We start from the raw sequence: 13598 nt of genomic DNA on the forward strand, positions 1-13598 counted from the left end.
GGTGCCGAGGCGGCTTGTCCGCTGAGGGCGAAGGCTCGAATGAGCCGTAGCAGTTCTCTTTACAACGAACTATTAACGAAAGGAGACCGCATGAATGACGTTTACTATACCGATGTGGTCCGTATGGATTATCGGAGTACCTATCGGATTGGGCGCGTTAGCTTTAGCGTTTGTAGGCGGCCTGTTCTTGTGGAGCTTCCGTAACGGGCCGTATAGATAAATAACGGAAAGGAGACGGATAAATGGGCAAATCGGTACGCGTTCCTGTTCGGCGTTAACCAGCGTCATAATATAGAAGGAACTCGGGGACTACCGGAAACGATACGTACCGATTTAACAGTGACATCGACCCGAAAATATCCGCACGAGCGTTCCACGCGCGACCCCTCCGAAAACTTCAACCCGGATGCATACGGCATTCACCGTAACCAGTCGATATACGACCGTATTCAACCCGTGTTCGTACTAGATATTGATATACACTCGATTATGTCAACTGCATAACGTATGGTTAACATGGAAAATCGCACAGTGACGGGGTTTACGTGTGCGAACAAGTGTTAACGGATCATATATTATCGGACTCAAACATACGTTCGGTTACAGTCGTATGCAACGTTTATGCATTTCACGGATACCCCCAAGGCGGGTGTACGATCCTTCACCGTCAGGTGCTGAACGTTTTCTTACAAGTTTTTAACCTCCGGGTCTAATCGAATACCCCTCGAATTTAAACGGAAGCTACCGGATGCCTATCGGTGGCTTCTTTTTACATTCGATGACGTAAGAACGACCGTGCTGGCGATTAGCTACCGCCAGTTATACCGCGACTCCCCGGTTAACGGTCGTTTTCTTATTTCATGCGGAGTCAATAAGTGAAGGGGAGACGGTACATATACGAAAATTAACGAAAAGTAAACTATTGCCTGATGTTATAGCAAGACGGTACCTTGCGGGCGAATCGTCGGTAACACTAGCACGAGATGCCGGGGTTTCTGACCGTCAAATACGTCGAATCTTAGTAAAGCATGGAGTAAAAATGCGCAGGGCTGGTAAGACTCCAATTCACGACGTAAACATAGAATTTTTCAAACGATGGACGCCGGAAATGGCGTATGTCCTAGGATTTATCGTTACTGATGGGTGCATCTCACAAAATCAAATAACGATTGCACAAAAAGAACGCCACATCCTCGAAACCATCGCGGACATTATGGGCGCAACCAATCCTGTTACTGAACGAAGTAATAACGGTGGAAGAACGACCATATTCACGCTTAATATCTGTCGTACGGAAATGGTGAATGACCTTGCAAAGCTCGGCATCTCTTCTCGAAAGTCACTTGTAGTTCCGTTTCCCAATGTCCCCGATGATTTAATGCCACATTTTCTTCGCGGTGTCATTGATGGCGACGGATGGGTTCATCATAAAGGTTATACAATGAGCGTTATTTCAGCCTCGCCGTTATTTGCGGAGAGGCTTTTTGACGTACTAAGCGACCGTGGATTCAACACAAGAGTGGTGATCGATTGCTCCGGAAAGACAACGTACTACCGCGTTTATGTATCAGGTAAAGAAGATATCTACCGATTAGGCAAGTGGCTTTATTGTGATTGCGGGCATCTTTACTTATCAAGAAAACGTGAACGTTTCGAATATCACAACGCATCCTAACGAAAGGAGAACGATATAATGGCGAAAGATTTGCGTAAGTTAGAAGCGAAATTAACGCGTGAACAAATAATGGCAGCTCAATTACTCGCAATTAACAACTTCCTACCGCGTAATCCAGACGATGGCGAACAAGGACGGTTAACTCTCGACGAGATTGCAGAGCAGGCAAAGTGTTCAATTAGTGCTCTTTATAAATGGCGTCATCACAATCGTGATTTTATTGCGTACACGAATGAGTTATCGGCAGACGCGTTTATGTCACATCTTCCGCACATCATGGAGAAACATCTGGATATGACGCTTAAAGGGCAAGGCTCAATGAAAGGGATTGAGCTGTTTTATAAATTTGGTGGACTCCTTATTGATCGTCAGGAGGTCAAAACGGAAGAGGGCTCTACAGTTCAGTCGCTTGAAGACCGTCTAGCCCGTTTGAAGGAACGTGCGGACTCGTTGAAGAGGGAAGGTGACGAGTGATTGGCGTTCCTCAATGGTGAATGGCATGATCGTCCGGCGCGACAGCTCGAAATCGACCGTCGTATCGAACTCATTGCTCAATATAAGCGGCTGGCTGATGTAGGCGACTTAACGGATTATGACGTTGATCAATGGGAGCTACTTGACTCAGAATTATCTAGGCTCCAACGTGTCCACGATTGCGAGTACGATAGCCTCCTGTTCATGTACGAATACTTTTCTGAGGCGAGGAACCCCGGCAACCAAGATAACCTCATACCGGCAGGAGTTGATTATGAGGATGCAGCCGATTTTCACCGTGAGCTATGTCAATTACTCGATGAAATAACGCGAGGTAATGTATCGGAAAATGTGGCATGGTCTGTTGGACGAAACCATGCGAAGACTGCTTACTTGTCAAATGGGTTCCTATGTAGAAACGTAGCATACCGGCACAAACGCTATATTGTTGAGGTTTCAGAAACGACTGACGTAGCGGGGGACTTCATACAGTGGACGCGTAATCAACTTGTCTTTAATCAGAAATTACGTGAGGACTTCGGTATTTTGCTCTACGAAAAGAAGTCCATGAATGATACGGACAACAAGTATGAGTTCGTGACGACAACGGGAACAAAGGTCGAGGCAAAGGGTATGGGTACACAGATGCGGGGCCTCCGACATGGAGCAACACGACCGGATCTGTTCTTGCTCGACGACTTGGAATCAGGGGAAAACACAAATACACCTGAATTGCGTGCGAAAAACCTTCACTGGTTCCGATCTGAGATGTTAGAAGCACTTGGTTTTGGTGGGCTTTGCGTTTACATGGGAACAATCGTACATTATGACAGTTTGCTTAACCACGTCCTCACAAAGCGTAAAGACTTCGTATCGCGCAAGTTTCCTGCAATTTTGTCGTGGTCAGAACGTGAAGACTTATGGGAATTATGGCGAAAGCTTTACAACGAGGATGTTCCGAATGCAAAACAGAATGCTGACTCTTTTTATGAAGAGAACGAAACGGAGTTACTGAAGGGAACTAAAACGTTATGGCCGCGATACACCTATAAGTTTTTCATGGAGAAGCGGGAGGCAATGGGCGCACGGGCGTTTAACCAAGAGTACCTCGGCAATCCGGTCGATGAGGAGTCGCAGATTTTTAATCCCGAAACATTCACGTACTATACAGAAGAAGACATACAAGGCCTGACGCTAGATTACTACTGCGGAATTGACTTCGCAATGGGTAAGGAGAAGGGCGACTACTCCGCAATTATTACAATAGGTCGCAATCGTGACACAGGCGTTTGTTATGTAATAGATGTGTTTCTTAAACGAGTACATCCCGACGTTCTGCTGCAAGAAGTTGTTAATCGTTCACTTCAGTTTCAATATGAGGGAATCGCGGTCGAGGCTCAGCAAGCACAGGAATGGTTTGCACATAAACTGGCGGAAGAGTTACGGAGGAAAGGGTACCCCACACATCGACGGCTGAAGGAGATCAAGCAACGCATGCGTAAAGCACTCCGAATAGAATCATTGTTGCCGGATATTCAGAGTGGGAAGATTCGATTTAAGCGGGACCAACGTTTGCTTATCGAGATGTTCGAAATGTACCCGAATCATAATCACGATGATGGTCCAGATGCCTTGCATATGGCGTATGACGCGGCAAAGCTGCGTAGAAAACGAGTGACAGACAAGCCCGCATATATGTAGAGAGGAGGTCGAGACTTATCGCTAAACTATTCGTTACAGGTGCGCAATTTCCGCCTGCTCGCGACATTGAACGCCTGTCCAAATACTATCGAGGCCGTAAGATTTTTGACGGTAAGCAAGCGGAAGTACTCGAACGTGCTACCGAAATCCTAAAGGATACGCCGCATGCTCCCCAGTTGTCGAAGCTCTATATCGCGGTCAACCTGATGGACGTGCTGCTGACAAAGCCGGCTGATTTAATGTTCGGTGAGCCGCCTTCGTATGAATCCGGCAAACCTGACGCCTCCATCGAACAACAACGACTAACCTCGATCGTTGAGGAAAACGATTTGAACGTTTTAGGTCACGAGATAGTTACTGGTGCGGGAGTACGAGGAGACGCGTTCATCAAGACGTACTATGCTCCAAGGCAGGACTTATCGGAAGTGCCCGATGGTATTGAAATCAAAGTGAAACCTGAGCCGATTATTGAAGCGGTTGATCCATCGAACGTTTTTCCAGAGCTATCAAAAGGATCGAGAAAACGATTCAAGGCGATTAATATAGCATGGGTCGAGTGGGTGACGGAGACAAACGGATTAATAGAGTCAATCGTAGAGGGCTCGAAGATGACGCAAACTCCGTACCTTAACGTCGAACGCCATGTTCCAGGGGCAATAATCTACGAGAGGTTCCGGCTACATCCTAAATCGGTAGATACGAGGTATGATGCGCCTATTCAAACATTCACCATAGGGGACACGGTAAGTACAGGACGCGAGAAAGACGTTGTTGCAACGGGTCTCTCTCACATGGCGATCTATCATATCCCGTACAAGTCTACTGATACCGATTGGCAAGGAAGTAGCGGTATCGAAAAGATAGAGTCGGTATTGGCCGCGATTAACGATAGGCTGGTTCAGATTGACTACATCCTGTGGAAACATAGCGATCCAACTGCGTACGGTCCCGATTTAGGTGAGCCAGACGTACGGTTCAGTGGGCGCTATATCCCCGTAGCTGAAACGGAGGTTACGCCCGGGTACATGACGTGGGATTCGCAGCTAGACGGCGCCTTTAAAGAGCTAGACGTTTTACTAGGCATTGTATTTCAGACGAGCGAGACCCCGCAATGGTTATTCGGTACGACATTAGCAGAGGACAAAGGCGGAACCGGAACGTCACATACCGATGGATCAGCGATAAAGTCACGTTTTATGCCGATTCTATCAAAGGTTAAACGGATTAGAGCGCATGTTGATCGTGCTTTTCGTGACGCGTTGTACTCATCGCAAATACTAGAGAACTTTGCGAATGACGGCGTAGAGGGCTTCGAGTCGTATACACCAGCATACCCAACTATTCGTTGGAAGGACGGTATACCTCGTGATGAGAAAGAGATTGCGGAAACTATGTCATTGAGAACCGGAGGCAAGCCTACTATAGACGTTCGCTCCGCGATCAAATACATGGACGAAGTAGACGACGAAAAAGCTGACGAGATTATAGCTCGAATTGAGGAGGACGAAGAAGCCGCAAACGGGACGGTGGACTCGTCCATTTTTAATGATGAGGGTGGTGAAGAGTAATGCGAGAACCACCGATGCCTAACTATGACTACGAAACTGAGAAACTAGTTCGCGCATACAAGCAAGCCGTAGAGGACATATTCCGTGAGCTTGATCGGCTTGATATCACGTCAATTTCACGTGATAACGGGATCGCGGCTCTAAGTGAAGTCGCCCGTATATTGTCGGCGCTGGACAAAGAATCTGCGAAATGGGTGCAAGTCAATATACCCTTAGCGGTCAGTAACGGGATAGCAGACGCTATTTATGCACTAGGAGCCGCGTCAACAATTGAGGAGGCCCGTTCAATAGCGAGGTTCAACCGAATGAATAAGGCAATGACTAACGCTGTAATAGCGGATACGCAAGAGGACCTGCTTGCGGTGACAAAAAACGTAAAACGAAGGGTACGAAATGCTGTGCGTAAGGTAACCGCAGAATCTATGCGGGCAAGCATGGCGAAAGGAGTAAATGGTAGACGGACGATCAATCGAGACATACTCGCAAGGCTCCGTAAGACTCTGGGTGACTCCTTAAACACCGGAATTATTGACGCAGCGGGAAGGCGTTGGAAGCCGGAGGTCTACGTCGATATGGTCACCCGTACGAAAATGATGTTTGCACACATGGAAGGAACGATAAACGAAGCTGTTGGACGCGAAGTATACTACGGCAGGATTTCGAGGCACGGGGCAAAAGATGCTTGCCGGCTTTGGGAAGGTCGGATCGTAAAGCTGACACCGGATGCGCCCGGTGACTATCCGTATCTTGAAGATTTAAGAGGACGACGGGATATTTTTCACCCTCGCTGTCGTCATTTAGTCTCTCCGGTTAGAAACCCGGAATAGTGTTTTGCCTTACGAAATGGCGAAAAACTTTCGGAACTTTATAGCCGACGGGCTTTAAGCGGGAGGTAACAAATGACTGAAACTCTTAACCTATTATTTCCAATGAATCTGCAAACTTTTGCGGAGGATAACACAGAGGAACAGGTCTCAACAACGGACGATTCTGTAGAAACACCAAAAACCTTTACGCAGGAAGAACTCGACAGGATTGTCGCGGATCGAATCGCACGTGAGCGTAAGAAATCGGAAAAATACGCTGATTACGACGAGTTGAAAACGAAGCTCGCGGAATACGAACGAGAACAAGAAGAGAAGCAACGATCTGAGATGACCGAGATCGAGCGGTGGAAAACGGACTATGAAAAGGAAGCCGCGGCAAAACAGGCACTTGAACAAAGCGTTGCCGAAATAGAAGCAAAGTACCGACAGGAAAAAATTCGTAACGCGTTTATTACTGCGGCAACTAGCGCGAATATTGCCCATATTGATGATGCCTACATCCTTGCGTCAACTGATTTATCCAGAGTAACATTCGATGAATCAGGTAATGTGTTAGGGGTAGACAGCGTTATACAATCTCTAGTCGAGACCAAGCCGTATCTTGTTGCACAGGCAAAGAAAGAGCCTACTACGATTGGCGGGCCGTCTGGATACGTTCACGAGACGGGAGTTAAAACACTCGAGGCTCAACTCGAGGAAGCCAAGAAGAGAAAGGACTTTGGGAAGGTCTTAGAACTATCCAATAAACTAAGTCAATTAAGTAAGTAACTATACCACCGATTTATTAGCGGTGGTTTTTTAATACCCAAAAACAAGGAGGAATCCCATTAATGTTATTTACCTATGATTTTAAAGACCAAGTACGTGAATTATCAGCCGGTATTGATCTAATTATCAACGATGCACCTACTCTATTAGGTTTGGTAGGTCTAAATGGCGAGCCACTAACGCAGACGAAATTTGAATGGATGTCAGATAACCTCAACTCGAACCGCGCCAACGTGAAGGCAGATGTTACGGCTACAGATACCCAATTAGTTGTAAATGACGGTGACGGTGAGAAATTCCGTATTAACGCAATCGTGGTAGCTGGCGAAGAGTACATGAAAGTGACTGCCGTTGCTGGCGACGAGGTAACAGTAATTCGTGGATTTGACGGTACTACGGCGGGGGCTCTACAAGCTGGAGCAGAACTTCGAATCGTAGCTCGTCCACAATTACAAGGTGCTGGCGTAGGTCAAGACGAGGGTCATGATCGTTACGTTGATGACAACTATACCCAAATCTATGAGCGCTATGCATCCGTCTCCAATACGCAAATGGCAGTTCGTACCCACAACGTAACCGACGAATTAAACTACCAGGTTGAGTTACGCTTGCAAGAGATGTCCCGCGAGATGAACGATACCTTGATCTACGGTCGTAAAATTATGGGTAACAAGGGTACACCGAGCATGAGCGGTGGTCTATTGTATTACGCGGATAAGAAGGGCGCTGCTAAAAAGAACCTAAGCGGCAAAGAGATCGACGCAAAGGTCATCAACGATTTAATGGAGGAAGTTTATCTTCGTGGCGGTAACGTTAACACGATCCTTACGAACACTGCGGGCGCACGTCAAATCTCGAAGCTAGCATCTAATACAATTCGCACCGAGCGTCAAGATACCACGACTGGACACCGTATCTCCACTTTCGTCTCTGACATCGTAGGTGGCGGTGAAGCGACTATCATCGTTGATCCGAACTTCCCGAAAAATAAGGTAGCGCTATTCGATCGAACTATCTTGTCGATGCATCCGTTGCAAGGCCGTGCGTTGTACGATGTAGATGCGGGCGTACCGGGAGCTGACTTTGTAGCTCGCCAAATTCGTGGTGAGTACGGCGTTAAGGTGAAGAACGCAAAAGAAAAGATTGCAATTCTCGAAAATATCTCCACTTCGGTATCGTAAGGAGGTAACAAATGGCTGATTATAAAGCATCCCCGTTCTACGAAGTCGATAGCGGCGATGTCCGCGTCAAGTTTAACTTCTTCGGTACGTATTCAACCGAAAAAGAAGACGAAATTGCTATGTTAGACGCGTTGGTCCCCGAATGGATCAAGCGTACAGATGACGTAACTCATACGGAGGAACCTGTCGCACAGCCCGCCAAAAAGGGACGCGGCAAAGCCTCCGAATAAAACCGGAGGTGGTTCCTTATGACGTTATCAATCGAAGCCGCAGACGATTATATTGACGTAAATGTTATTGATATCGAAGATTGGACGGACTGTGACGAAGCGAGAAAACAACGGATAATTAACGTCGCGTCACGTACACTAACGTCCGCATATCCGAAATATACGGTACCGGATGCGGCTGTATATGAGTTCGCGGCAGTATTGGCCCGGGAGTTTAACGACACGTTACGGCAGGCTCATAACGGAGTTAGTTCGTTTTCGCTATCTGGCGTAGCATCCTTTACGTTTCGTGACAAGTCGAGGGAACTAGTCGACCTGATACCGCCAATAAGTCGTGAACTAATCGGGGCGGAAAACGGCGTGAAACTCGGAAGTCGGGGCGTAGGATGGAGCGTGTTATAAATGCCTTTGGTGCCGATGCGAAACAAGATAACGGTTTACCCTGCGTTGTTAGACGACGAAGGCAATCCGAAGACAGACGAATGGGATCGACCAGTATACGGCGATCCTTTTTCGTTGCGTTGCCGGATACAGGAGAAGACGAAGCTTGTTCGGGCACAAACGAATCAAGGCGGCGTGCACGGCGTTACCTCGCAGGAAGTCGTGTCCTCTGCGCAGGTGCTTTGTGACAAGCTTGCGCCTATCTCAATTAGTGATCGGATCGAGTTTACCGACGAGCTCGGCAGAATGCGTCAATATAGCCCGTTAGCTATTGAGATTAAGCGCAATATTGGCGGCAAGCCTATCTTAACGGAGGTGGCGTTGTAACGATGGAATTCGAATTTGACATGCGGGCATTTAAGGACGCGATTAAGCGAACGCCCGAGGTCGTATTTGCCGCAACCAAACGCGGCATGCACGATGCTATGGACGAATGGAAAGTGGAGTCCGTAGACGTTGCTCCTTTGGACAAAGACACATTACGGCGCGGCATTAGTACGGAAGTCCGGCAGAAAAACGGTGAGGTAAGCGGTGAGATATCGGCCGTTGCCATAGAAACCACACCCAAGTGGCCGAATTTTAATTACGCTTGCTACATTCACGAGGTAAAAGGCGACATTAAGAACCCGACAACTCCCGGTACTGTCGCGAAGTTTATAGATGCTCCGGCTGATGAACGTAAGCAGAAGTGGCTAAAAGACATTGAAGACGGAGTAAAAGCGGAAGTCCAGAAACTAGGTTTCTAATGGAGGTGGTACGATGTCCGCACTCGTTGAGCAAGAATCAGTAGGCGAGTTTATAAAGGCGGCATTACCTTCGATCGCGTTGAAATACGAGGTACCTGACAAGCCCGTGAAAAATAACGTAGTCGTCCGGCTCATGACTGCCGATTCTGAGTCCGAGACGCGATATCACTACCGGATTGATCGCGACTATCAGATCGTAGTCTACGGTGTTGACGCGCAGGATGTCCTAGCAAAAATGGACGTGATCGAACGTAAAGCAAACGATGGAACGACATTAATCCCAATGAAAGACTCGAAGCGGTATATCCGTATCGGGTCTTTTTCTTTTTCAACGGCATTCAAAACGGAGGGCGGCCTCTACGCACGGCTTGGGGTGCTATCAACGGAGGTACGCGAGGCAAGAACGCAAGAACAGTACGACAAGATTATGCACGTATATGGGCGGTTTGAGGCCCGATAAAAGGAGGTTACGTTATGGCAACAGGCGGTGAATGGGATCGTCTCAATGAGCCGACTCGTCCCGGGCTTTATATCATTTACCTAGAAGCGGCACAAGCACAGATTCGCGGAGGAGCACGGGGGATTGTAGGGATTCCACTTGTAAAATATGGGTCAAAGGCGGCTGAGAAGACGTTTTATACGGTGAGCAGCGAGAAACAGGCGGCTGACTTGTTTGGGGCCACAAACATCCAATCCATTCGATTGGCACTGCAAGGCGGCGCAAAGCAAGTCCTAGCGTATACGTTGCCAAAAGAGCCTACAGCACAGGCCTATTCAGAGATGCGCGAAGCCTTTGATACACGAATATTTAACGTGTTTGTCTATGACGGAATCGTTGATGCTACGGAAGTCGACGCGGCCACTGAATGGACGAAACGAAATCGTAAAGAAGGTACTCATTTTATATTTGTAACTGGCGGAAGTGCGGCAGATGATGTCGACCCTGCGATCGGGAACGCTCGGTCTAAGAAGAATGCGGATGACTATGTTGCCAACTTGATAATCGGCGGCGTAGTAAACGGTAAGGAGTACCCTTCCGGTGAGTATGCGGCCTATATCGCGGGACTCATCGCAGGAACGCCTATTAATAGGTCTATTACGTATGCTAGATTACCGTTAGATGACGTCAATAAACGTCTTACGAACGCACAGATCGAGGAAGCACTCGAAGCAGGCTCGCTTGTCCTCGTACACAACGGTGATTACGTGATCGTTGAAAAAGGACAATTAACGAGCGGTGCCAAGATACGTAAGATTCGCGGTCGACAGGCAATTAATACGGACATTCCAAAAACAGCCGCGAGTGACTACATCGGCAAAATTGATAACAACCGAGACGGACAGGCGGCACTTATTGCGGCTATCAAGGCATACCTAGAACGGTTAGGTAAAGCGAACGTCTTAGAAGACCCCGTTGTAATGTTAGACCCCGAATTTGAATCGAAGGGAGACGCGGTATATTTGTACATCGCCTATACAGAGACCGATAGTATGGAACGCATCTTCCTACGAATCCACGTATAGGGAGGTAAGTATAGATGACGAGAAATTTACTAGAATCCAACCGCGTCATAAGCGGTTCGTTCGGTGAAATCTGGATGGACGGCGTATGGCTGGCGAACTTCAACGCGGGCGAATTATCAGTCGAAATCCAATACGAAAAGATCAAGCGATCCGGTAGTCGTAAAGCTGGGAACAAGCCGATGAGTATCGAGTGTACCGGTTCTATTCGCGGATACAAGATATCGTCTGCATTTGCCCGTAAGATAGGACAGATCATGGACGACCGTAGCGGGGCTTTCGTTTGCCAGCTCGTTATGAAACTCGATGACCCCGAAGCTTACGGTGCCGAACGAGTTTTGGCAAAAGGCGTTCAGTTTACCAAAATTGATGTAATGAAATTTGAGCATGGGTCACCCGTTGAGACGGAGTGGCCTTTTGTTTTTGAAGATTACGAGTTCCTAGATTTCATTGAGGAGAAGTAAAAATGAGGAGGACGATGATATGACAGACGATCTATTAAAAGCTTTGCTTGATGCGGACAAAAAACCAGAAAAAGACGTGCCACTGAAACGATTTGGGACGTTCCGTATCCGTGCTCTTGACGATCAAGAAATCGAAGAGAGCCAAGAAAGAGCGACGTTTGGGAAAACAGTCGATCAGAATAAGAAAGCCCTAATAATGATACAAAAAGCAACGATCAAACCAGACTGGTCGCACCCGGATTTACTCGCGAAATATGAGACACAAGACCCTGTAAAAGTTGTTGAAAAGACGTTACTTCCGGGTGAAAGGATTAAGCTTGTCTCTGAGATTTTAGACCTATCTGGGTATGACATTGGGACAGCGGTTGACCAAGTAAAAAACTAATACGCGCGGGAGGCGAGGCTTTCATAATACACACGATATTCCAGCGGCAGGGCCTCCCGCCAGCCTACATTTATAACGCGCCTAGAGGTGAACGTATCTTTATGTACGCCTCTACAGAGGTCGCCGTTGAAGACGAGATTGCGGCGTTGAATAGGGAAGGGGGCGGTTAATCATGGCGTTTGATCTAGTAGGCCGGTTACGGATTGTGGACGTGATGACCCCGACTCTCCGCCGAGTGTCTTCGGAACTCGACCGGACGAACTTATCGGTGAAAAAGGTTGCCGCAACGACCGGCTCCTATCGTAATTCTCAGAATGCCGCCACTCAATCGTTGAGGAATTTCTCGGGTGGCCTGCCGAATCTTCTCGGACAGCTCAAAATGGTGGCGGGCGCAGTAGTCGCTGTAGGTACGGCCTTTGACGGAATCAAAACAGCGGCCGACTTTGAAAGTTCGATGTCCCGTGTTGCAGCCCTTTCCAACGCCAGCGCCGGAGACCTTGCGAAATTAACTACGACAGCCAAGGAACTCGGCGCCTCTACGGTATTCAGCGCGAGCCAAGCCGCCGAAGGTATGCAGTTCCTCGCGATGGCGGGCTATAAGACCAACGAGATAATCTCGGCTATGCCCGGACTTCTCGCTGCGGCCGCGGCGGGTCAAACAGACCTCGGAACAACCGCCGATATCGTCTCGAATATCCTCTCTGGCTTTGGGATCGCGGCAGGAGAGACGGGACGGGTTGCCGACGTGCTTACGAAGGCGTTTACGTCAGCTAACGTTGACCTTCAAATGCTCGGTTACACCATGAAGTACGCGGCTCCTTGGGCGAAAGCGCTCGGCGTGTCGTTAGAGGAAACAGCGGCCGCGGCGGGTATTCTCGGTGGTGCCGGTATCCAAGCGGAACAAGCGGGTACTACGTTACGAGGACTGTTCGCCCGTTTTGCGAAACCTCCGAAAGAGGCCGCAGAGGCACTAGATAAGCTCGGCGTTAAGCTGTTTGATAGCGGAGGCAAGATGAAATCGCTTGCCACGATCCTCGAAGACCTCCAAAACGCGATGAAAGGCATGACCAGCGAACAGAAAACGGCGCTTTCTGGTATAATCGCGGGTATGGAAGCTGGTAGCGGATTCCTAGCGTTGATGGATGCGGGTCCCGATAAACTACGTAAATTCACGAAAGAGCTGGAGAATAGCGCGGGTACAAGCGGAAGGGTAGCGAAAGTTCAAACCGATAACTTTAAAGGAGCGGTTGATCAACTAAACTCCGCGCTAGAAGGGCTAAAGATCGAAGTGTTCACCCCGTTACTACCTACCTTAAAGGACCTCGCGGAAAAAGGAGCGAATGCGGCCTCCGTCTTCAATAAGTGGCTCGGAAGTAAAGAGGCGGAACGGTGGGGGAAAACGACCAAGGACGTACTCGAAGTCGTTGGTCCTTTGATTGTCGGAGCTACTACGGCGTGGGCGACTTATAAGGCCGTAATGTTAACCGCAACAGCCGCACAATGGGCGTTTAATACCGCGGCTAATGCTAACCCGATAGGACTGTTAGTTGTCGGTATAGGTACGTTAGTTGGTGCGGGGTATCTACTGGTTCAGAATTGGGAGACTGTGAAAGAAGC

The 13598-nt window shown here is 48.3% G+C and carries 17 protein-coding genes; all 17 read left to right on the forward strand.

Annotated features, from left to right (window positions below; translation table 11 throughout):
- The first annotated feature begins 94 nt into the window (after window positions 1-94).
- Window positions 95-220, forward strand: coding sequence for a hypothetical protein (locus QZ995_RS08665; protein ID WP_301805559.1), 126 nt, complete (start codon window positions 95-97; stop codon window positions 218-220).
- 819 nt (window positions 221-1039) lie between these two features.
- Window positions 1040-1675, forward strand: coding sequence for an LAGLIDADG family homing endonuclease (locus QZ995_RS08670; RefSeq protein WP_301805562.1), 636 nt, complete (start codon window positions 1040-1042; stop codon window positions 1673-1675).
- Window positions 1676-1693: 18 nt separating this feature from the next.
- Window positions 1694-2149, forward strand: coding sequence for a phBC6A51 family helix-turn-helix protein (locus tag QZ995_RS08675; protein WP_301805564.1), 456 nt, complete (start codon window positions 1694-1696; stop codon window positions 2147-2149).
- The gene (gene terL, locus QZ995_RS08680; protein ID WP_301805569.1) at window positions 2150-3850 is read left to right on the forward strand and encodes a phage terminase large subunit; all 1701 of its coding nucleotides are present in this window, start codon (window positions 2150-2152) and stop codon (window positions 3848-3850) included.
- 65 nt (window positions 3851-3915) lie between these two features.
- Window positions 3916-5418, forward strand: coding sequence for a phage portal protein (locus QZ995_RS08685; protein ID WP_366919687.1), 1503 nt, complete (start codon window positions 3916-3918; stop codon window positions 5416-5418).
- A complete protein-coding gene (locus tag QZ995_RS08690; RefSeq protein ID WP_301805571.1) occupies window positions 5418-6245 on the forward strand; it encodes a phage minor capsid protein in 828 nt (275 codons plus the stop codon). The genes QZ995_RS08685 and QZ995_RS08690 overlap by 1 nt, the downstream gene beginning before the upstream one ends.
- Before the next feature lie 72 nt (window positions 6246-6317).
- The gene (locus tag QZ995_RS08695) at window positions 6318-7013 is read left to right on the forward strand and encodes a phage scaffolding protein (RefSeq protein WP_301805574.1); all 696 of its coding nucleotides are present in this window, start codon (window positions 6318-6320) and stop codon (window positions 7011-7013) included.
- 62 nt (window positions 7014-7075) lie between these two features.
- Window positions 7076-8194, forward strand: coding sequence for an SU10 major capsid protein (locus QZ995_RS08700; protein WP_301805576.1), 1119 nt, complete (start codon window positions 7076-7078; stop codon window positions 8192-8194).
- Between the two features lie 11 nt (window positions 8195-8205).
- Complete coding sequence (locus QZ995_RS08705) at window positions 8206-8424, forward strand: hypothetical protein (protein ID WP_199793864.1); 219 nt, start codon at window positions 8206-8208, stop codon at window positions 8422-8424.
- An 18-nt stretch (window positions 8425-8442) separates the two neighbouring features.
- A complete protein-coding gene (locus QZ995_RS08710; RefSeq protein WP_301805584.1) occupies window positions 8443-8826 on the forward strand; it encodes a hypothetical protein in 384 nt (127 codons plus the stop codon).
- Between the two features lie 114 nt (window positions 8827-8940).
- Window positions 8941-9192, forward strand: a complete 252-nt coding sequence (locus QZ995_RS08715; RefSeq protein ID WP_301805586.1) for a hypothetical protein — start codon at window positions 8941-8943, stop codon at window positions 9190-9192.
- A 98-nt stretch (window positions 9193-9290) separates the two neighbouring features.
- Complete coding sequence (locus QZ995_RS08720) at window positions 9291-9611, forward strand: HK97 gp10 family phage protein (RefSeq protein WP_301805588.1); 321 nt, start codon at window positions 9291-9293, stop codon at window positions 9609-9611.
- A gap of 13 nt (window positions 9612-9624) precedes the next feature.
- Window positions 9625-10071: a hypothetical protein gene (locus QZ995_RS08725; protein ID WP_301805590.1), complete on the forward strand. Its 447-nt coding sequence runs from the start codon at window positions 9625-9627 to the stop codon at window positions 10069-10071.
- 14 nt (window positions 10072-10085) lie between these two features.
- Window positions 10086-11135 (forward strand): phage tail sheath subtilisin-like domain-containing protein, encoded by a 1050-nt coding sequence (locus tag QZ995_RS08730; protein WP_301805593.1) that lies wholly within the window; start codon window positions 10086-10088, stop codon window positions 11133-11135.
- A gap of 14 nt (window positions 11136-11149) precedes the next feature.
- Window positions 11150-11596, forward strand: coding sequence for a phage tail tube protein (locus QZ995_RS08735; RefSeq protein ID WP_301805596.1), 447 nt, complete (start codon window positions 11150-11152; stop codon window positions 11594-11596).
- A 19-nt stretch (window positions 11597-11615) separates the two neighbouring features.
- Window positions 11616-11981, forward strand: coding sequence for a phage tail assembly chaperone (locus QZ995_RS08740; protein WP_301805599.1), 366 nt, complete (start codon window positions 11616-11618; stop codon window positions 11979-11981).
- Window positions 11982-12153: 172 nt separating this feature from the next.
- Window positions 12154-13598 (forward strand): phage tail tape measure protein (locus tag QZ995_RS08745; RefSeq protein WP_301805603.1); only part of this gene is annotated, 1445 nt, incomplete at its 3' end.

It is taken from the genome of Brevibacillus laterosporus, from assembly GCF_030489605.1.
Lineage (GTDB): Bacteria > Bacillota > Bacilli > Brevibacillales > Brevibacillaceae > Brevibacillus_B > Brevibacillus_B laterosporus_E.